The following is a 22,125-nucleotide window of genomic DNA, read 5'->3' as shown; positions in this document are numbered from 1 at the left end:
ATGAATTTGGAATTAAGCCATATTTCGAATATTAAGAATAACAGTTTACAAATTACGGGATCAAAAAGTGAAACTAATAGACTGTTGATATTACAGTCTCTTTATCCAGAAATTGAAATAGATAATATATCTAATAGTGATGATTCTAGATTAATGAGAGCTGCATTAGCAAGTAATGAGGAGCTTATTGATATTCATCATGCGGGTACGGCAATGCGTTTTTTAACAGCATATTTTGCTATTAAAGACGGTAGAGAAACAATTCTTACAGGTAGTAAACGAATGCAAGAACGGCCAATTAAAATTCTTGTAGATGCGCTTAAACAATTAGGATGCAATATTAGTTATGAGAAAGAAGAAGGGTATCCACCTATAAAAATTATTGGTAAAAACCCTGAAACTAATAGAGTTTCTCTGGCAGCAAATGTAAGTAGCCAATACATATCAGCTTTAATGCTGATAGCCTCTTCCTTACCAGAAGGTTTGGAAATTACCTTAGAAGGTAAAGTTACATCTGTGCCATATATTAATATGACATTAAGTTTATTGAAGGATGTAGGAATCCATGGAAGTTTTGAGAATAATATAATACGAATTCAACCTTTAAAAATAGTTTCTCCTAAAACGGTCGTTGTAGAGTCTGATTGGAGTTCAGCATCATATTTTTATAGTATTGTTGCGTTATCGGATTTTGGGAGTGTCACTATAGGCAGTTATAAGAAAAACAGTTATCAAGGAGATGCTTCTCTGGCTGAGATTTATAAGAAATTAGGAGTAGAAACCACATTTCAAGATCATCAAGTTACTTTAAAGAAAATAACTACAGTAGATAATTCTGAAACCTTAGAATTGGATTTATCTAATTCTCCAGATATTGCACAAACCATAGCCGTAACATGTTTTGGATTAGGGAAAGCATGCTATCTTACAGGACTTCATACACTAAAAATTAAAGAGACAGATAGGTTAGAAGCTCTTAAAATAGAAATTGAAAAATTAGGTGGAGAAGTATATGTAACAGACGATTCTTTAAAATTAAGTGCAGCGACTTCTATAAGGTCGGATATTGCTATAGATACCTATCATGATCATAGAATGGCAATGGCGTTTGCACCGTTAGCATTAAGAGAAACTTTACGAATTAATGACGCAGATGTAGTGTCTAAGTCGTACCCTGATTTTTGGAATGATTTAAAGAAATTAGATTTTAAAGTGCTGTAAATAAAAATATATCTGTTGATTTACTTGACAACCCCTACATCCAGATTGTATATTTGCTGCTCCAAAAAAAGAAACACTAATGAAGTTATCACATTTCAACTTTGACCTTCCAAAAGAATTATTAGCAGAATATCCCTCAGAAAATAGAGATGAGGCTCGTTTAATGGTTCTTAATAGAAAAGATCAAACAATAGAGCATAAGCAATTTAAAGATCTCATTGATTATTTTGAACCTAATGATGTTATGGTTTTAAATAATACTAAAGTTTTTCCAGCCAGATTATATGGTAACAAAGAAAAAACCGGTGCAAGAATAGAAGTATTTTTGTTAAGAGAATTAAATTCAGAGACTCGTTTATGGGATGTGCTTGTAGATCCAGCTCGTAAGATTCGAATTGGAAATAAATTATACTTTGGTGATGATGAAAGTTTAGTTGCTGAAGTTATTGATAATACAACGTCTAGAGGACGTACATTAAGGTTTTTATATGATGGTTCTTATGATGAGTTTAGACAAAAACTAACGGATCTTGGAGAAACACCATTGCCAAAATATATAAAAAGAGAGGCAGAACCAGAAGATGAAGAAAGATATCAAACGATTTATGCTAAAAATGAAGGTGCTGTAGCAGCTCCTACTGCTGGATTGCATTTTTCTAAACATTTAATGAAGCGTCTTGAAATAAAGGGAGTAGATTTTGCAGAGATTACTTTACATGTTGGCTTAGGAACTTTTAATCCAGTGGAAGTAGAAGATTTATCCAAGCATAAAATGGATAGCGAAGAAGCATATATCACGGCACAAGCTACTAGTACAATTAATAAAGGGATTCAGAACAAACAAAGAATTTGTGCAGTAGGAACTACGGTAATGAGAGCTTTGGAGAGTTCAGTTTCTTCTGATAAAACGTTAAACGAATTTAGAGGTTGGACAAACAAATTTATCTTCCCTCCTTATGACTTCAGTATAGCGAATAGCATGATAACTAATTTTCATACACCAAAATCCACATTGTTGATGATGGTTTCAGCTTTTGCAGGTCATGATTTCATTAAGGAAGCTTATGAAGAAGCTGTTAAAGAAAAGTATCAGTTCTATTCCTATGGAGACGCTATGTTAATTCTATAACATAGAAAATAGGTATACAATATAAAATTGAACCTCCACCTTGTACTAGTACAAAGTGGAGGTTTTTCTTTTTAAGATCTCCAAAATTGTATAGTTTTTCAGGATATAAAATTAAAGTATGGATTGAAGTATATGTTGTATAAATCTTAAAATTAGTATGTTATGGTGTTTGTTTCATGAAAAATAACTATTTTGCGGAGCTTTTTGAAAAATTACGGTTTTACCGTACTTAAAAAAAGTAGTTAGATAACGATTAATTTGGTTGTTTATCGAAAAAGGGGGATAGTGGCAATTATTGATTCTTCTTTTTAAAAAATTAATCGTTTCTTGTACGAACCCTAAGTAAATTAACTTATAACCTATGAATAGAATATTACACATTGGTCTTCTTTTTGTGACTTTATTCTCGTTTTCACAAACAAAAGTTGGGAATCTTCAATATAATGATATTGACGTGTTTGAAAATCAAGAACTAATGCTCAATGGGGCAGGAGAAAGAGAAAAGCTGTATGCAATTGGACTATATTTAGATTTTGAAGTTGACGGAGTTGAAGATGGTTTAATGGTAGCAGATAAGGATGCTACTATGGCGCTTACTATTAAAATGATATCAGATATTTCTAATGAAGAGCTGAAAGAGATTATTAGAAATGGTTTAGAACGTGCTACAGATGGAAATAGTTACCTGATGGAAGATCATATTAGAAATTTCATCAAACTTCTTCCTAAACAAATAAATAAACATGAGATTTTTAAAGTGGTGTATACTACCGATAAAAAACTTACTCTTTATAGAAATAGAGAAAGACTTGGAGCTGTACGCGAATGTTTTGATTTTAAACAAGCATTGTTTAAAATTTGGCTTGGGGAAAACCCCGTTGACCCGCAATTGAAAGAAGATTTGTTAGGATCTTTTGATGCTAATCCGATCTTAGGAGAATGGAAAGCTTATGACAAAAAAAGTGGAGTTGCTATAAATATTGTTCAACTTTATATGATTGAAAATAAAATTTTCGGTTCTATCCAACAAATGCTTCGTCAATCAGAAAGGGATGCTGTATGTTATGAGTGCGATGGTGATGATAAAAATCAACCTGTGGAAGGATTGGTAATTCTGAAAAACTTACAACCTAAGAATGAACTAAAATACACTAATGGGCGTTTTACCGATATCAGAACAGGTAAAGTTTCAGATTGTCAGATTTGGATCGATGAAGAAGACTTAGATGTTCTTAATGTAAAATATCGCGGAGGCGGTGGAGTACATCAGTGGAAACGTATCAAAACTTCACGTAAAGATAATAGAGAAGATTTCCGTACAGTAAAATTCTAATTATAACATATTTTCAAGGATTTAAATTGTTTATATCGCTTTCGGTAAACGTAATCTTTTACATATTTTTGTAGCAAAATGAAACCGAAAAAGAAAGATATAAGAGCGCTAACTAAGGAACAAATACGTCAGTTTTTTATTGAAAATGGTGACAAAGCGTTTCGAGGAAATCAAGTATATGAATGGTTATGGAATAAAGGAGCCCATAGTTTTGATGGGATGACCAATATTTCGAAATCTACAAGACAAATATTGGAGGATAATTTTGTTATCAATCATATACGAGTAGATCAAATGCAGCGAAGTACCGATGGTACTATTAAAAATGCTGTTAGATTACATGATGGATTAGTAGTAGAATCTGTTTTGATTCCAACTCCAACTAGAACTACGGCTTGTGTTTCTTCTCAGGTTGGATGTAGTTTAGATTGTCGATTTTGCGCAACTGCAAGGTTAAAAAGAATGCGAAATCTAAATCCTGATGAGATTTATGATCAAGTTCTAGCCATTGATAATGAAAGTAGATTATATCACAATCGACCACTTTCGAATATTGTATTTATGGGAATGGGAGAGCCATTAATGAACTACAATAATGTTCTTAAAGCTATAGACAAAATTACATCATCAGAAGGTCTAGGAATGTCTCCTAAAAGAATTACAGTTTCTACTTCAGGAGTGCCTAAAATGATTAAAAAAATGGCTGATGATGAGGTGAAATTTAAACTAGCTGTTTCTTTGCATTCTGCAATAGATGATGTTAGAACTTCTATTATGCCTTTTAATGAAAAATTTCCACTAAAAGATCTCAGAGAAGCCTTAGAATATTGGTATCAAAAAACAAAAAGTAGAATTACCTATGAGTACGTTGTATGGAAAGGAATCAATGATGCTAGAAAAGATATCGATGCACTATTACAATTTTGTTCATATGTGCCTTGCAAAGTGAACTTAATCGAATATAATCCAATCGATGATGGAGAGTTTCAGCAAGCTTCTAATACCGCAACGGATAATTATATAAAAGCATTGGAAGCAAAAGGATTTGTAGTGAACGTAAGAAGAAGTAGAGGTAAAGATATCGATGCAGCGTGTGGACAGTTAGCCAATAAATCTTAAATATTTGTTTTCAATAAATTATTTATCAAGTGTTTTGATGCTAAAAAGGTATTGTACTATCTTCGCAACTAGTTAGAAAACAAAATAATCTAAGGCGAATTGAAAGTCGTTGAGCAAATAAAATTACCAATTATTGATGAGATGGAACTTTTCGAACAAAAGTTTTCTCAATCGATGTATTCTAATGTCGCTTTACTCAATAGAATTACACATTATATTGTAAATAGAAAAGGGAAACAAATGAGACCTATGTTTGTTTTTCTTGTTGCAAAAATGGTCTCAGGCGGAGAAATCAAAGAGCGAACCTATCGAGGAGCTTCTGTTATAGAGCTCATACATACTGCCAGTCTTGTTCATGATGATGTGGTTGATGATTCTAACCGAAGAAGAGGATTTTTCTCAATAAATGCACTTTGGAAGAATAAAATAGCTGTACTTATTGGAGATTATTTGTTATCCAAAGGGATGTTGGTTTGCATTGATAATAATGATTTTGATTTATTAAAGATCATATCTGTTGCTGTAAGAGAAATTGTTGAAGGAGAATTATTGCAAATTGAGAAAGCTAGGAATCTTGACATAACAGAGGAAATTTATTACGAAATTATTAGACAGAAAACGGCAACTTTGATAGCTGCATGCTGCAGTGTTGGTGCTTGTTCTGTAGAACCAGATTCTGACTCAATAGAAAAAATGAGAAAGTTTGGAGAGCTTATTGGAATGGCTTTTCAGATAAAAGATGATTTGTTTGATTACGGAGATACGGCTATTGGTAAACCAACAGGTATAGATATTAAGGAACAAAAAATGACCTTACCACTAATTTATACCTWAAATCATTGCTCTACAGCAAAAAAGAAATGGCTCATAAACTCGGTTAAAAATCATAATAAAAATAAAAAACGAGTTAAAGAAGTAATTGATTTCGTAAAAGTAAGTGGAGGATTAGAATATGCTACTAAAGTCATGCACCAATTTAAAGAAGAGGCGCTCACTATCTTATCTGAATATCCAGAATCAGAATACAGATCTTCCCTGGAGTTAATGGTAAGTTATGTGATTGACAGAAAAAAATAATCAAGAATCCTTCCTTCTTCTTAGAATGAGGTATACCTTACATTTCCCAATTTTCCTACTTAAAAATAAATATTGGTATCAGTTTTGATGCTATTTGATAATTAAAAAGATTTTTTTTCATGATCAGACAACTGTTTTGGTTTTTTTAGCGTCTTTATGAAAGGGAATAACAAGTTCATTTATCTTAAACAATCACTTTTTATGATTAGAAAACTATTTTTATATGCTGCAATTATAGTTCTATCAAGTTGCGCATCCGTAGAGAAATATAATACACAAATAAGTAAGAAGCATAGTCCAGAAGAATTAAAACAAGATGTTGATTATGCTTATAAAAAACTAAAAAGATTACATCCAGATGTATATTGGTATGTTTCTAAGGAAGAACTAGATGGTAAAATAGACAAATTGAAAAATGAACTAACTCGACCATTAACATCCAAAGAATTTTATAAATTATTTGCTCCTGTTATCACCAATGTTAAACAAGGTCACTTGTCTGTACATGTACCTTATTTAAAACAGACGAAAGATGAAATAAAAAATAAAGGAAAAAGAGATTCTCCTTTTAATACGGTATCATTTCAAGCAGTGGGCGATCAACTATTTTTAAAACAGGTTTTTAAAGGTGATAGTACATTAATAGAAGGTTCAGAGGTTATTGCTATCGAAGATGAAAAAATAGATACGTTGTTACCTTTTTTTAGAACACTCCATGCAAGTGATGGATATAATAAAACCTTTATCCCAAAATTTGTCGGCAGCCGTTTCGGATTCTTTTACACAAATACGCATAAACAAAAAGATAGTGTTTTATTACACCTGAAATTCAAAGATAGTCTGTATCAAAAGTATTTGTTGGCTAATTATGATAAACCAAAAAAAGAAAGTAATGTAAAAGATACAGTAAAGACGGTAAAGAAAAAACTAAGTAAATTAGAAAAGAAAGAGGCAAAAGAAGCTCGGAAAAAGTTACAAAAGAAAAACTATAAATATGGGTATAATAAGAAGACAGAAGATTACAATAGGAATTTTGAATTTCTAAAATCTGATGATAGCTCTGCTATTGCTTATATGAAAATTAAAAGTTTTACAAATGGTGGATATAAAGAGTTTTATAAAGAGAGTTTTGCTAAGATAGATTCTGCCAAATGCAAAAACTTGATCATAGACTTAAGAGGTAATTTGGGAGGAAGACTTACTGAGATTGATGATTTATATTCATATTTAACAGATAAAGAGTATGTGTTTATAGAAAAATCCAAAATGACTGGTAGATTAAGTTTTTTATATCCCTATTTCCACTCAGAATCAATAACCACAAAAACATTAGCAACCTTGTTATCACCAGTATTGGGAGTATATCAATTGTTTAAGGTGAAAAAGGAGAACGGAGAGACATATTTTAAATTCAGGCATAGTAAACTAAGAGAACCAAAACCAAATAATTTTGGAGGAAAGGTGTATGTTTTAATTAATGGTGAAAGTTTTTCGGCCAGTAGTGTTTTTTCTACACACTTAAAAGCTACCAAACGTGCTACTTTTGTAGGAGAGGAAACTGGAGGAGCGTATAACGGGACAGTGGCTGGAAACTATGCTAAAATAGAGTTGCCTAATTCTAAAATAAATATGAGAGTAGGGTTATTAAAAATAAATGCACCTTATACTACCGAACCAGATGGTTATGGTATAAAACCAGATATTTCTTTAAAAAGTGAGTATAATGGAGAGGATAAAGAATTAGAGTGGGTGATAGGTGATATTCAGGCATCGAATAAGAAATAATATTTTTTTTAAACCTCAGACAACCTTTTTCATTCTTTACGCGTCTATATATATAGAAGGTCTTAAATAATTGATTTTACTTTGAAAGTTATTCAGTTTTATAAAAGCGAAACACAACTCATTAAGAAAGCGGTAAAAGGGCATAGAGATGCACAACGCTATATATATGAGAAACATGCACCAAAAATGTTGAGTGTATGTAGACAATATATAAAGGATATTCATCATGCGGAAGAAGTCATGTCGACAGGATTTCTAAAAGTATTTACCAATTTGAAACAATTCAATTTTGGAGGAAGTTTTGAAGGATGGATACGTAGAATTATGATAAATGAGTCAATTTCATTTTTGCGAAAACAAAAACAATTAGTTTTTACAGAAGACATTTCTATATACACAGAAGAGTCTTGGAATAACATAAATATAGAGTTAGGAGTAGAGCAAATCCAGGAACTAATTGATAGTTTGCCAGAAGGATATAAGATGGTGTTTGTATTATATGCTGTAGAAGGATATAAACACAATGAAATTGCAAAAATGCTTGGGATTAGTGACAATACATCTAAATCTCAACTTTTTAAGGCAAGGAAAATGCTACAGCAAAAGTTCAACCAACTAAATATGATTAATCATGGCGCCGTTAAAATTTGAAGATAATATAAGGGAGAAGCTGGAGCAGCGCACGATACAACCGTCAAAAACGGTTTGGGAACAATTGGATCAAGAACTCGATGCGCAAAATGGACAAAAAAAAATTAAACGTTATTGGTGGATAGGTGTTGCTGCTAGTGTAGCAGGGTTTTTGATAATCGCAACATTGTATATGAATACTTCCAATGAAATAATACCCTCTAACAATCATCTAGTAGAAACTACAACAGAAAAAGAAGATAATAGCGAATTAGAAGAAAATAACGAAGTTTTAAAAACAAAACCTGAAACGCAAGTAGTAGCTAATGAAAAAATAATAAAAACGCAGGAAAAGGTTATCAAAACTCCAATAAAGGAAAAAAAACAAGTAGCGTTAGAAAAGACAAAAATAGCTCCTAACAATGCCATTGCTAGTAGTGATAAGATAACACAAGCAGAAGAGGTTTCTTCAGAAATCATAGAAGAGACTAAAGCAATAAAGTCAAGTGTTGTAAGTAGTGATCCAGTTAGAGGAATAGAAAAACCTTTAGAAATAGATAAAGCTGTAATACAGAATAAAATTTCAGATATAGTTGCGCAAGTACAGCAATTAGAACAGAATAATAGAAAGGTTACAGATGAAGAGATCGATGCATTATTAAAAAATGCACAACTTGAGATTACTACACAACAAATTTTACAATCAAATAAAGTAAATGCTTCAGCACTGCTTCTAGACGTAGAATCAGAATTGGATGAGTCATTTAAAGATCGTGTTTTTGAAGCGCTAAAAACCGGTTTTGAAAAACTTAAAACAACTGTTGCAGAAAGGGATAATTAACAATAAACATTCATCAATCAATTCTTACCGATTCCCTCTCTAATCAGAGAGGGAAAGCGTAAGTAAAATCAATTATTTATGAGAACAATTATTATGTATGTCGTGTTAACGACAATGACGCTTAGTGCCCAATTTTTATATGCACAAGAAGACGATAATACCGATAAAATAGAGCAATTAAACAAGGATAAGGAAGAAATAGTACTTTCAGAAAAAGAACAACTTAAAAAAGGAGTAGAAGAGATTAATGAAAGACTGGTAAAAGGAGAATTAACTACTGCTGAAGCTCAAGATCAAAAGGAAAGTTTAGCTAAAAAACACGCGCTGAATATAGAAAATAGATTAGCTATTATCGATAATCAGATAGCACTACTTGAGCGTAATAATGCGTCTTATCTTACTAATGACAAAACAAAATTAGCGATTGGTTTTGGAGCTAGAGATAATGATGATGGCGATATTTTATTTGGAATAAACGTTAAGAATACGAAGAAAGCTGAAAAGAAGTATGATAAACGTACATATTCTGATTTGGTTGTAGCTTTTGGTTTAAACAATGCCATTGTGGAAGATCAATCCTTAGATGATTCTGATTATAAAATTGCAGGAAGTAGATTTTTCGAAATTGGTTTAGCTTGGAAGACTCGAGTTTTTAAAAATTCTAATTTTTTGAGAGTTAAATACGGGATCTCATACCAATCTAATGGATTAAAACCTACAGATAATAGGTATTTTGTCGAAAATGGAGACCAGACAGAATTAGAGGAATTTAGAGTAGAATTAGATAAATCTAAATTCAGGATGGATAATTTGGTTGTTCCAGTACATTTCGAGTTTGGACCCTCTAGAAGAATAGAAACAGAAGAGAGATTAAGGTTTTCTACAAGGGGGAAATTTAGAATAGGTTTAGGTGGATATGCCGGTGCAAATATAAGTACTAGGCAAAAATTAAAGTATAAAGAAAATGGCGATAGAGTAAAGGACAAAATAAAAAGAGACTATAATACAAATGATTTAATTTATGGATTAAGTGGCTATGTTGGTTTCGGAGATATGTCATTATATGCTAAGTATGATTTGTCACCAATTTTCGAAAATGCAGCAGTTGATCAGCGAAATGTGTCTTTGGGATTGCGTTTCGACCTGTAGGAATTACCATAATCGGTAAGGTTCTCTATTCAATTTTAGTTTTATAAATAAAACAGAGGTAAATTTTGAGACCAATTTAAATTTTAAGTGTTAGCCATTTTTTGCGGGAAAAGAGTTATGTGAAATCATAACTCTTTTTTTGTTTGTAGGATTTCAGATACTTATGTTAATACAGGCTCTATAAGGGATCAAAAATACTCTATTAATCTACTATGGAAAGCGGGATTGTTTTTTTAATGTTAAATAATAAACAAAATACATTGTATTGTTAAATTACCGTTAAAAGATAAATCCCTTAATACTCTTACGGTTTTAAAGTAAATACTTGATTGTAAGTATTTTATGACATCTATTTTTTTTTATTCTTACTTTAAATAATCTATATTTAAATCGCTCGAAATGTTAAATTTTTGAGACCAAAATTAAAGCTTTGAATTTGCGCATGCCCCCTTATCCGCAATCCAGAGACCTACTACTTATGTTTAAAAATGGTTCAGTGAAGTAATTGTTAACCAAATTTTAGATATGAAAACACAATTCTATTATTTTGCATTTTTTGTGCTTTGTAGCGTGGGGCTTATCGCTCAACAAAAACCTCAAGAAAAGGCCAGCTTGTATGGAAAAGCTGCCTACATGAGAACAGTACCTGCTTTATCCAAGATGGATAATATTATTTCTGCCGAAGGTATGATAAAACACGGACAGGAAAAGAAAAGAGGTAAGAACATCTATGTTCCTGGCAAGGGTCTTCCAGCTGCCGGACAAAAAGATCCTCTAATGGAGATCCAACAAAAATCTGCAAGAACAGCTATCTCTACAGAAGTAGCGAATTTCCAATCTCATGAAGGATTTAGTACACCTACAGATCCAACAGGAGCTATAGGTCCAAACCATTATGTATATGCATTTAATTCTGGTTTCGGAATTCGTGATAGAGCTGGAAACGTACTTTTAGCAGAAGCTTCATTAGCTACGATCTTTCCTGGAGAAAGTTTAGGGGATCCAATTGTACTATATGATAACTATGCAGAGCGTTTTGTTATCATGCAGTTCAGTAATACTCCAAATGGTATTCTAATCGCTGTAGGACAAGGGCCAGATCCAGTAAATGATGGATGGTTCACGTATAGATTTAATACAGGTTCATTCCCAGATTATGAAAAAATATCAATCTGGAGCGATGGATATTATATCACAGCTAATAAAGATTCTGGTTCGGCTGGTTCTAGCGAAGTAGTATACGCTGTAGAAAGAGATCTAATGCTAGCAGGTGATCCAAATGCTCAGTTTGTAGGGTTTCCGTTACCAGGTATTTCAACAAGTGGTTTCTATAGTCCTGGAGGATCTAGTGCAACAGGACCTACTTTACCTCCTGTAGGAGCTGGACATTCTATAATCTATTTACAAGATGATGCTTGGGCTGGAGTATCTCAAGATCATGTGAAAGTATGGACAACAGATGTAGATTGGACAAATKTTGCGAATTCAACAATTTCTCAGCCACAAGAAGTTATTACAGCTCCTTTTGATAGTGTTTTTGATGGTGGATCATTTTCTAATTTACCACAACCAAGTGGTAGTGATATTGATGCATTGCAAGCTACAATGTTGTATATGACCACTTATAGACGTTTCCCTTCTCATAACTCTATGATTTTTAATTTTGCAGTGGATTTAGATGGTAATGATGATCTTGCTGGTATTCGTTGGTACGAGTTTAGACAAACAGCTGATGGTCAGCCTTGGACTATTTTTCAAGAAGGAACATATGTACAACCAGATGGTTTAAGCGCTTTTTGTGGTAGTATGGCTATGGATGGTCAAGGTAATATTGGACTAGCTTATACAGTAGTAAGTACTTCTGTTTTTCCTTCTATTCGTTATACAGGTAGATTGGCTAGTGATCCAATAGGAACTATGACTCTTGTAGAGCAATCTGCAGTAGAAGGTACTCAGGTAGACCCTTCTTTTAGATATGGTGATTATGGTCACATGACTATAGATCCAACAGATGATATGACTTTCTGGCACACGGCAGAATATTTTGATGCTGGTTTTAGAAAAAACCATGTGGTAGCTTTTAGTTTACAACCAGATACGCCAGATACGGAAGCGCCAACAGCTCCAACAAATTTAGTAGCTTCTAATACTACTGATGTTTCTACAACTGTTAGTTGGGATGCTTCTACGGATAATATAGGTGTTACCGCTTATGATGTATTCCAAGATGGAGCTTTAGTTACTACAGTAGCTACAACTTCCGCGGATATAACAGGACTGGCTCCTTCTACATCATACGACTTTACTGTTGTAGCAAAAGATGCTGCTGGTAACGAATCACCAGCTAGTGCTGCATTAACAGTAACTACAGAAGCTCCGGATACAGAAGCACCTTCTGCTCCAACAAATCTTACAGCTTCTGCAACTACTGCAGGACAAACTACACTTAGCTGGGATGCTTCTACAGATAATGTAGGTGTTGCAGCATATGATGTATTACAAGATGGTGTTGTGGTAGCTACAGTTTCTGATACTACTGTAGTAGTTACAGGTTTAGATCCAGAAACTACTTATGAGTTCACAGTTATTGCAAAAGATGCAGCAGGAAACGAGTCTGTGGCAAGTGATCCTCTTTCTGTGACTACTCCTGCAGCTTCAGGTTGTTTAGGAGGTTTAGTGCCACCTTATGCAGAGAGTTTCGAAACTGGTTTAGGGGCATGGACTCAAAATTCAGATGATGATTTAGATTGGACTGTAGATGCAGACGGAACACCTTCTAATAGAACAGGTCCTTCTAGCGCTGTAGATGGTTCAAATTATATTTATGTAGAAGCTTCAGGTAATGGAGTAGGATTCCCTAATAAACAGGCAATTATTACATCTCCTTGTATTGACCTTTCAGGAGCTTCTTCTGCAACTTTCTCATTCCAATATCATATGTTTGGAGCAAATAACTTCGGTTCACTAGACGTTGAAGCTAGTAATGACGAAGGAGTTACTTGGACTAGTATTTGGAGTAGAAGTGGAAACCAAGGTAATTCTTGGCAATCTGCAAGTATCGATTTAGGTGCTTATGTTGGAACAGGAGTTCAATTGAGATTTAATAGAGTAACTGGTGGTACTTGGAGAGCAGATGCTGCTATCGACGATGTACAAGTAACTGCTGATGGTGGACCTGGAGGATCAGATTGTGCCTCTGGTGATGTAACACTTAGCATTACTTTTGATAACTATCCTCAGGAAACTTCTTGGACATTAACAGATGCTGAAGGAAGTGTAGTAGCTTCTGAAAGCTATTCAACTGCAAATCCTGATGGATCTACAGTAACTGAAACAATTTCTGATTTAGGGAACGGAACATATACCTTCACGATCTCTGATTCCTTCGGAGATGGAATCTGCTGCGGATTTGGAAATGGTTCATATACTCTATCAAGTGATTCAGGAGTTATTGTAAGTGGTGGAGAATTTGGAAGTTTCGAAGCTACTGATTTCTGTGTTGAAGGAGCAGAAGCAAGATTGGATACATTCCCATTAAGTGGTCTTCGTTCTGAAGATGCAGAAGCATTTAAGATTTATCCAAATCCAGCAAAAAATACATTGAATGTTACTGTTGGTGATAACAAGATCGATAATGTGAAAATCTTCTCAATGTATGGTCAATTGGTTAAAGAGATTTCAGATCAAGGAACAAAAAGCCAGATTGATATAAGTAATTTAGCTTCAGGAACATATTTTGTGCGTTTCACTTCTGATGAAAAAGAAGTTATAATAACAAGAAAATTTGTTATTGCAGAATAATAGTGCATAATGAAGTTATAATTTAGCCAAAAGAGGCTGTCTGAAAAGACAGCCTCTTTTTTTTATAGTTCTATAGCGAGGAAAGAGTCTCTGGAATTATATTATTTTTGTCTCATGATTCATAAGTCTACTATAGATGCTGTATTTGAAACTGCCAGATTGGAAGAAGTTATTGGTGATTTTGTCCAGCTTAAAAAGTCAGGGAGTAATTTTAAAGGATTAAGTCCTTTTAGTGAAGAGCGAACACCTTCATTTATGGTTTCTCCAGTAAAGCAAATTTGGAAAGATTTTTCGAGTGGGAAAGGAGGTAATGTTGTCGCTTTTCTTATGGAACACGAACACTTTACCTATCCTGAAGCTATAAAATATCTAGCTAAGAAATATAATATTGAGGTAGAGGAGACAGAGCAAACCGATCAGCAAAAGGAGCAGGCAAACGAAAGAGAGAGTATGTATTTGGTAAGTGAGTTTGCTAATGGTTTTTTTCAAAACACCCTACACAAAACAGAACAAGGTAAAGCTATTGGATTATCTTATTTTAAAGAAAGAGGATTTACTTCAGAGACTATAGAAAAGTTTGGATTGGGATACTCTCCAGATGTTTGGGATGCATTTACCAAAGAAGCTATYAAAAAAGGTTATAAGTTAGAATTTCTTGAAAAAACCGGGCTTACCATTGTAAAAGAAGAAAAGCAATTTGATAGATTTAAAGGTAGAGTGATGTTTCCTATTCAGTCTATGTCAGGACGTGTTTTGGGTTTTGGAGGAAGAATTTTGACAAATGAAAAGAAAGCTGCAAAGTACCTCAATTCACCTGAAAGTGATATCTATCATAAAAGTAAAGTACTTTATGGGATATATCATGCTAAGCAATCTATCGCTAAAGAGGATAATTGTTTTTTAGTAGAGGGATATACTGATGTAATTCAGTTTCATCAAACTGGAGTTAAAAATGTAGTTTCTTCATCGGGTACAGCATTAACTCCTGATCAAATACGATTGATTAATAGGCTAACAAAAAATATTACGGTTTTATTTGATGGAGATGCAGCTGGAATGCGTGCTTCCATACGAGGAATTGATCTTATTCTCGAACAAGGTATGAACGTAAAGGTCTGTAGTTTTCCTGATGGAGAAGATCCTGATAGCTTTGCAAAGCAAAATACCTTTGATGAACTTACAGCATACTTAAACGAAAATGCACAAGATTTTATTCGATTCAAAGCTTCCTTGTTACAGGAAGAATCGAAAACAGATCCTATCAAGAAAGCAGAACTAGTGCGTGATATGGTGGTTAGTATTGCTAAAATTCCTGATGTGATCAAACGTGAGATTTATGTGCAGGAATGTTCTCGAATTATGGATATTTCTGAAGATGTGCTTTTTGATACATTAGCTCAAATTCGTAACGTAGATAAAAAAGAGGAACGTAAGCAGCAAAAAGAGTCTAAAAAGCCGTTAGAGGTCGTCAACAAGGAACCGCAACAACAACCGAAAATAAATGAACTAAATAGTCTAGAAAAGAGAATTATTGAAATTTTATTGCTGTATGGCACTCAGGAAGAGGAGTTTGAGGATCTGGTTATGAAAGAAAATGAAGAAGGTGAATTGTTTTTAGAGCCTGAATTGTATACCACCAAAGTTTTTGAAAAAATATATTTAGATCTTCAAGAAGACGAAATTGAATTCACCCAAAATATCTTTAGAGAAGTCTATAAAGTATTGATTGAACAATTAAATCGAGAAGAAGATTTTAAGATTGAGCATTTTATCAATCAAATACCTCCAGAAATAGCCTATGAAATTACTGAAATTATGATGGATGAAGAGCGCCATGCTCTACATAGGTGGTATGACAAAGAAATTCATGTAAAACAGAAAGAACATACAGTTTCGCAATATGTATCAGATACTATTTTGAATTTACGCAGATTCTTGATTAATCAAAAAATAAATGAGCTTTCACAAGAAGTGAAAGCCCAAAATTTTGAAAATAATCTAAATATTTTAGAAGATATCAGAGATTATCAAACGTTAAAAAAACTGTTATATCAGAAACTAAATAGAGTGATTTAGTTGATGTGTAATAACCTAGACTGATGAATTAGATCAGCAAGATTATCAACTTTAAGCTTTTTAAGTAATCTTGTTTTGTAAGTACTTACAGTTTTTTCGTTAATTGATAAAGTGCTCGCAATATCTTTATTACGTTTTCCAGAAGATAATAAGTTTAATACCTCTATTTCTCGAGAAGATAATTTTTTATACTTAACAACCATATTATTCTCATTGGTGTTCCCATTCGCCAACTGTTGAGTAAGATTGTCATTAAGATAAATACCACCCCTTGCAACACGCTCAATAGCTTTTTTAAGAGTTTTGGTAGCAACGGTTTTTGATAAATATGCTGAAGCACCAGCTTTTATAGCGCTAAGTGCATACATTTCTTCAGGATGTGAGCTAAATATTATAACTTTTATTCCAGTAAATTCTTTCTTTATGGTTCGCAAGGCCATAATGCCATTGATTTGAGGCAAGTCTAATTCCATGATCAATATATCCGGAGTATTAGATTTCAAAATATCATACATTTCGTTTCCATTGCTTACTTTTCCGATGATTTCAAAATCTTCAGAGTTTCTAAGCAAAGAAACGATCCCTTTTCTAGTAATAGGATGATGATCTGCGATTAGTACGTTTGTCATTCTTGTTTACAATTGATAAATGTTAATTTTAATTTTAAAGGGGTTAACATCTCTAGGGGTAATTCTGATATTTATTTTAATTACAAAATTAATAAGAACTACTAGTCGTAAACTTTTTTTTATCAAGTTATCGATAAAAAGTTGATTAAATCAGATTAACGGGTATTTCACACACCGGAATTGGGATCATTTTATGTTGATTTACGGTATTTAGACGAGAATAAATTGTAAAAACCTCTAATTCTCTGCCAGAAAAATCATCACTTTTCTTACCTAAATCCTTCATTTTCATAGCCCATTCCAATTCGTCATAACTCGCTCCAATCTGATCTTCATCGCTTCTACTATCTCCAAATAACCCATCTGTAGGAGTAGCATTTTGTATCGATTCGGGTACTTCTAGTACTTTAGCCAATTCATATACCTGGCTCTTTAATAAATCTGCAATTGGACTTATATCAACGCCGCCATCACCATATTTAGTATAAAAACCTACACCAAAATCTTCAACTTTATTTCCAGTACCAGCTACTAAGTATCCATTTATACCAGCTAAATAGTATAAAGTCGTCATTCGTAAACGCGCTCTGGTATTGGCAAGAGATAGGTTTAATAGTGTTTCTGAGTCCCCTTTTGGAACTACATTTTTAAACTCTTCGAAAACTGGTGTGAGATCTACACGTGTGTTTGATACTTTATCAAAACGTTGCTTTAATTGTGCTATATGTTCCTGTGCTCTATTAACTTGACTTTGAGCTTGGTGTATGGGCATCTCTACACATAAAACATTTAGTCCTGTTTTGGCACATAAGCTAGAGGTAACAGCGCTATCTATTCCTCCACTTATTCCTACAACAAAACCGCCAATTTTAGCATTGTTAGCATAATCCTTTAACCAATTTACGATGTGTTCAATCACTTTTTCAGTCTGCATATTTTATTTTTATTGTGGTATTAAATTATATCAATTTTGTATTTATGAACTATTAGTATCGCTACCAGATTTGATAATAGTACATTTGCGACATAAAATTAATAAAAAAAGCTAGCGTTAAATAGGAAGTGCAGTTATTTGTCTAGATATTATAATATTCTAATGAAGTATACCAAGTTTTTAAAAATAGTAATAGTTTTTTGCATAATTTCTTCTTGTTCTAAAGAAAATAAACTTGAAAAGGAAATTGCGGCAATACCTGTAGAGATTGGTATTGAACGTTTTGATAGAATTTTTGCAGATGTGACAGAAGAGAATTTGTCATCTGTGAAAGAGAAATACCCTTTCTTTTTCCCTGGAGTTGATAATGACAGTGTTTGGATACAAAAAACTAGGGATACTATACAACTTGAAATTAATCGGGAAGTGGAAAAGGCTTATAGTGATTTTACTGTTGAGAGAGAGCAGTTAGAATCGCTATTGCAGCATGTAAAATATTATTTTCCTGAGGCAACAGTACCTAGGGTGATTACGATTACATCTWATGTTGATTATCAACGAAAAGTGATTTTATCCGATAATTTGTTGATTATTTCTTTGGATACCTATCTAGGAGCTGATCATCATTTTTACGGAGGTATACAAGCATATTTAAAAGATCGTTTTGTAAGAAGTCAAATAATTCCTGATGTTGCAAGTATGTATGCGCGTCAATTAGTAGAATTGCCTAGAAATAGAACTTTTTTGGCTAATATGATTTATTATGGCAAGGAATTATATTTAACTGATTTATTTCTTCCAAACTTCTTGGATAGCCAAAAAATGGCTTATACAGAAAATCAATTTGAATGGGTAGAAGCGAATGAAGAGGAAATTTGGAGATATTTTATTGATAGGCAATTATTATATAGTACGGAAGCAGATTTATCACCAAGATTCTTATATCCAGGTCCTTTTTCCAAATTTTATTTAGAAGAAATTGATCAAGAAGCTCCAGATAGAGTTGGACAATATATCGGTTGGAGAATTGTAAGTGCGTATATGAAAAATAACAATGTATCTTTGCGCCAATTATTGTTAACAGATGCTGAAACAATTTTTAATGCTTCAAAATATAAACCCGCAAGATAATGGCAGAAACTCATAAATCTGAAATCAAAATTGAAATAGAACTGGATGAAAATAGAGTTCCAGAAAAATTAAATTGGACAGCAAAAGATGGTGGCGTAGAAAATGAAGAAACGAAAGCACTGTTGTTGTCAGTTTGGGATAATAAGAATAAGGAAAGTCTTCGTATTGATCTTTGGACTAAAGATATGCCAGTAGATGAAATGAAGGTGTTTTTTCATCAAACTTTGGTGTCGATGAGTGAAACATTCAACAGAGCTACTCAAGATGAGAAAATGACTGCAACGATGAAAGATTTCTGCGATTATTTTGCAGAGAAACTTGATCTTAAAAGAAAATAAACATTAAAGATATACAGTTTTGAAAAGTCTAAGTGTTAGGTGTCTAACATTTTAGGTTTTTTTTAGGTAATAATTTTGAGAATAATCACTTAGTGATCACACAAATTTCTTAAAACTAAAACTTACCTAAAATGAAAACTACTTTACATTATTCAGGAAAGATGAATAAAGAGTCATCTTTCCAATCTTGTTACGTCCTAATCGTAACTTTTGTTTTTTTTATAAGCTTCTCAATGGCTTATTCTTCAGTACATTTAATTGATGGTTACGATCTAAATATTGACGGAGGTGAAATTTCGGGAGGTCCCTATGATTTTTGCGTTGATGGAGAAGTAGATAATGTTAGTGGTATTTCGTTATCAGGAAACTCTGGTAGTAATTCTACTTGGGTTATTACCGATGATCAGGGATTGATTTTAGGTTTACCACCTACCATTGCTGCAGTAGAAGGAGTTGATTTTGATGCTGCTGGTGGAGGAGTTTGTCTAATCTGGCATTTGAGTTATGAAGAAATAGAAGGTTTGGAGCCGGGAAACAACGCATTAACAGATTTATCTGGAGTTTATGATTTATCAAATTCAATTAGCGTAACCAGAAATGCGCCAGAAGGAGGCGAAATTTCCGGAGGTCCTTTTGAGTTTGTTGTAGATGAGGAAGTAGATAATGTTAACGGTATTTCATTATCTGGTAACTCTGGAAGTAGTTCTACTTGGGTAATTACCGATGATCAAGGGTTGATTTTAGGTTTACCACCTACAATTGCCGCAGTAGAAGGCGTTGATTTTGATGCTGCTGGAGTAGGAGTATGTTTGATTTGGCATTTAAGTTACACGGATATAGAAGGTTTGCAGCCTGGAAATAATGCGCTAACAGATCTATCAGGATGTTATGATTTATCTAATTCTATAGAAGTTATTCGAAATGGACAAGTAGATGGAGGTGAAATTTCAGGAGGTCCCTTCGATTTTTGCGTTGATGGAGAAGCAGATAATGTTAGTGGTATTTCTTTATCTAGTAATTTTGGTAGTAATTCTACTTGGATAATTACCGATGATCAGGGATTGATTTTAGGTTTACCACCTACCATTGCTGCAGTAGAAGGTGTTGATTTTGATGCTGCTGGTGGAGGAGTGTGTCTAATCTGGCATTTGAGTTATGAAGAAGTAGAAGGTTTGGAGCCGGGAAACAATGCATTAACAGATTTGTCTGGAGTTTATGATTTATCAAATTCAATAAGCGTAACCAGAAATGCGCCAGAAGGAGGCGAAATTTCTGGAGGTCCTTTTGAGTTTGTTGTAGATGGGGAAGTAGATAATGTTAGTGGTATTTCTTTATCTGGTAATTCAGGAAGTAGTTCTACTTGGATAATTACCGATGATCAAGGGTTGATTTTAGGTTTACCACCTACAATTGCCGCAGTAGAAGGCGTTGATTTTGATGCTGCTGGTGTAGGAGTATGTTTGATCTGGCATTTAAGTTATTCAAACGTAGAAGGCTTAGAACCTGGAAATAATGCATTAACAGATTTATCAGGGTGTTATGACTTATCTAATTCTATTGAAGTTATTCGAAATGAATTTGTGGATGGAGGTGAAATTTCGGGAGGTCCATTTGCTTTTTGTGTTGATGGAGAAGCAGATAATGTTAGTGGTATTTCTTTGTCAGGGAATTCTGGTAGTAATTCTACTTGGGTTATTACCGATGATCAGGGATTGATTTTAGGTTTACCACCTACAATTGCTGCGGTAGAAGGAATTGATTTTGATGCTGCCGGTGTAGGAACCTGTTTGATTTGGCATTTGAGTTATTCTGAAATAGAAGGTCTAGAGTCTGGAAATAACGCATTGACAGATTTATCAGGAGTATATGATTTGTCAAATTCTATTGGTGTAATAAGAAAAGATGGCAATAGTGCAGAATGTCAAGGATTAGGAGAGCTAAATGTTCGAGTTTTTCCAAATCCTGCTTCTAGAGTTGCTTATGTGATCACAAGAGGTTTTGCAGATAATGATTTGGAAGTGAAATTATATGATATGTCAGGAAATCCTATAAATGTTGATATTATTAACAGAAGAAGGTTTGTGAGAATTGATGTAAGTGGATTACAATCAGGAATATATTTGATTTCAATCGTAGATAATAGTAGTGGTTCTTCTTCAATTCAGCAATTAGTTGTAAGATAAAGAATAACGTAAATAAGATAATTATCTACGATGAAATGATTTTTTAAAAGAGTTGCAATGATAAGATTGCGACTCTTTTTTTGTTAAGTTTGATGGTATGAAAAAAATAATTTTCGTGTATAATGCTGAGTCGGATCCTTGGAATAAATCACTTGATTTTGCACATAAAATTCTGAGTCCATCTACCTACTCTTGTAGTCTTTGTAGTTTGACACATGGTAATTTTTCTGAAAAAAGAATTTGGAAAACATTCAGAGAGACTAGTCCTTATGTTATGGTTTTTAAATATAAAAACGAATTTTTAACTCGAACCAAGAATCATCCTAATCAAGAATTCCATTTTCCTGTAGTGATGGTAGAAAAAGGAGATGAATATGAAGTTTTAATTAGCGCAGAAGAGCTCGGCAAGATGGAATCTGTAGCGGAGCTTATTGAAAAGTTGAAACTGCAAATTATTTAAGAATTGGCGAGTTGATTGTTGATTTCTTCAATATAATTTAGGACATCTTCTTTACCTAATCCATTGGAAGACGAGGTGATAAAATAATTAGGCATTTCTTCCCAGTACTTCAGCATTTCAGTAATATAAGCCCCAATGTTTTGAGGTAACTTGGTTTTCGTAAGCTTATCTGCTTTAGTGAAAATGATGGAAAAAGGTATTTGATTCTCACCTAGCCACTGCATAAACTCTAAATCAATCTTTTGTGGTTCATGTCGACAATCTACAAGAACAAAAGCAGATACTAGTT

Annotated in this window: 17 protein-coding genes and 1 pseudogene; 15 read left to right on the top strand and 3 right to left on the bottom strand. The window is 33.3% G+C overall.

The genetic code is table 11. From position 1 onward, the window contains the following. The 11 genes from GBO31_RS02245 (at nucleotide 1) to dnaG (ending at nucleotide 16,161) form a co-directional block, all read left to right on the top strand. Nucleotides 1–1,221, top strand: a complete 1,221-nt coding sequence (locus GBO31_RS02245) for a 3-phosphoshikimate 1-carboxyvinyltransferase (RefSeq protein WP_219006687.1) — start codon at nucleotides 1–3, stop codon at nucleotides 1,219–1,221. 79 nt (nucleotides 1,222–1,300) lie between these two features. Continuing rightward, a complete protein-coding gene (queA, locus tag GBO31_RS02240) occupies nucleotides 1,301–2,350 on the top strand; it encodes a tRNA preQ1(34) S-adenosylmethionine ribosyltransferase-isomerase QueA (RefSeq protein ID WP_219006686.1) in 1,050 nt (349 codons plus the stop codon). A 361-nt stretch (nucleotides 2,351–2,711) separates the two neighbouring features. Beyond that, entirely contained in the window at nucleotides 2,712–3,683 is a 972-nt protein-coding gene (locus GBO31_RS02235; RefSeq protein WP_219006685.1) for a chalcone isomerase family protein, read from the top strand. A 78-nt stretch (nucleotides 3,684–3,761) separates the two neighbouring features. Beyond that, a complete protein-coding gene (gene rlmN / locus GBO31_RS02230; RefSeq protein ID WP_219006684.1) occupies nucleotides 3,762–4,802 on the top strand; it encodes a 23S rRNA (adenine(2503)-C(2))-methyltransferase RlmN in 1,041 nt (346 codons plus the stop codon). A 99-nt stretch (nucleotides 4,803–4,901) separates the two neighbouring features. Next, on the top strand, nucleotides 4,902–5,879 hold the full coding sequence (locus GBO31_RS02225; RefSeq protein ID WP_219006683.1) for a polyprenyl synthetase family protein: 978 nt from the start codon (nucleotides 4,902–4,904) through the stop codon (nucleotides 5,877–5,879). A gap of 201 nt (nucleotides 5,880–6,080) precedes the next feature. Beyond that, complete coding sequence (locus GBO31_RS02220; RefSeq protein ID WP_219006682.1) at nucleotides 6,081–7,664, top strand: S41 family peptidase; 1,584 nt, start codon at nucleotides 6,081–6,083, stop codon at nucleotides 7,662–7,664. A gap of 81 nt (nucleotides 7,665–7,745) precedes the next feature. Further along, on the top strand, nucleotides 7,746–8,315 hold the full coding sequence (locus GBO31_RS02215; protein WP_219006681.1) for an RNA polymerase sigma factor: 570 nt from the start codon (nucleotides 7,746–7,748) through the stop codon (nucleotides 8,313–8,315). Further along, a complete protein-coding gene (locus GBO31_RS02210) occupies nucleotides 8,296–9,135 on the top strand; it encodes a hypothetical protein (RefSeq protein WP_219006680.1) in 840 nt (279 codons plus the stop codon). Before GBO31_RS02215 ends, GBO31_RS02210 begins: the two co-directional genes overlap by 20 nt. Nucleotides 9,136–9,213: 78 nt before the next feature. After that, a complete protein-coding gene (locus GBO31_RS02205) occupies nucleotides 9,214–10,284 on the top strand; it encodes a hypothetical protein (protein WP_219006679.1) in 1,071 nt (356 codons plus the stop codon). Nucleotides 10,285–10,809: 525 nt separating this feature from the next. Then, nucleotides 10,810–14,085 (top strand): T9SS-dependent choice-of-anchor J family protein, encoded by a 3,276-nt coding sequence (locus tag GBO31_RS02200; protein WP_219006678.1) that lies wholly within the window; start codon nucleotides 10,810–10,812, stop codon nucleotides 14,083–14,085. Between the two features lie 114 nt (nucleotides 14,086–14,199). Beyond that, nucleotides 14,200–16,161 (top strand): DNA primase, encoded by a 1,962-nt coding sequence (gene dnaG, locus GBO31_RS02195; protein WP_219006677.1) that lies wholly within the window; start codon nucleotides 14,200–14,202, stop codon nucleotides 16,159–16,161. On the opposite strand, the gene GBO31_RS02190 is transcribed toward dnaG, so the two are convergent. Next, the gene (locus GBO31_RS02190) at nucleotides 16,158–16,790 is read right to left on the bottom strand and encodes a response regulator (protein WP_091407582.1); all 633 of its coding nucleotides are present in this window, start codon (nucleotides 16,788–16,790) and stop codon (nucleotides 16,158–16,160) included. The two genes, dnaG and GBO31_RS02190, sit on opposite strands and share 4 nt — an antisense overlap. A gap of 145 nt (nucleotides 16,791–16,935) precedes the next feature. Beyond that, nucleotides 16,936–17,724 carry an NAD(+) synthase gene (nadE, locus tag GBO31_RS02185; RefSeq protein ID WP_219006676.1) on the bottom strand — a complete coding sequence of 263 codons (789 nt, stop codon included), beginning with the start codon at nucleotides 17,722–17,724 and terminating at the stop codon, nucleotides 16,936–16,938. Nucleotides 17,725–17,886: 162 nt separating this feature from the next. On the opposite strand from nadE, the gene gldB reads away from it, so the two are divergent. The 4 genes from gldB (at nucleotide 17,887) to GBO31_RS02165 (ending at nucleotide 21,836) form a co-directional block, all read left to right on the top strand. Beyond that, nucleotides 17,887–18,855: a gliding motility lipoprotein GldB gene (gene gldB, locus GBO31_RS02180; protein ID WP_219006675.1), complete on the top strand. Its 969-nt coding sequence runs from the start codon at nucleotides 17,887–17,889 to the stop codon at nucleotides 18,853–18,855. Beyond that, nucleotides 18,855–19,193: a gliding motility protein GldC gene (gldC, locus tag GBO31_RS02175; RefSeq protein WP_219006674.1), complete on the top strand. Its 339-nt coding sequence runs from the start codon at nucleotides 18,855–18,857 to the stop codon at nucleotides 19,191–19,193. The genes gldB and gldC overlap by 1 nt, the downstream gene beginning before the upstream one ends. Before the next feature lie 131 nt (nucleotides 19,194–19,324). Continuing rightward, nucleotides 19,325–21,376, top strand: coding sequence for a T9SS type A sorting domain-containing protein (locus GBO31_RS02170; RefSeq protein ID WP_219006673.1), 2,052 nt, complete (start codon nucleotides 19,325–19,327; stop codon nucleotides 21,374–21,376). Between the two features lie 97 nt (nucleotides 21,377–21,473). Further along, complete coding sequence (locus tag GBO31_RS02165; RefSeq protein WP_219006672.1) at nucleotides 21,474–21,836, top strand: GTPase; 363 nt, start codon at nucleotides 21,474–21,476, stop codon at nucleotides 21,834–21,836. Here the strand turns inward: GBO31_RS02165 and GBO31_RS02160 are convergent. Further along, nucleotides 21,833–22,125, bottom strand: a pseudogene (locus GBO31_RS02160) (ribosome biogenesis GTP-binding protein YihA/YsxC); the annotation flags it as partial. The gene GBO31_RS02165 and the pseudogene GBO31_RS02160 sit on opposite strands and share 4 nt — an antisense overlap.

This window comes from Aquimarina litoralis (genome assembly GCF_019295435.1).
GTDB classification, from domain to species: domain Bacteria; phylum Bacteroidota; class Bacteroidia; order Flavobacteriales; family Flavobacteriaceae; genus Aquimarina; species Aquimarina litoralis_A.
Note: the sequence above shows the minus strand (reverse complement) of the source record. Positions and strands in the feature narration are given on the sequence as shown.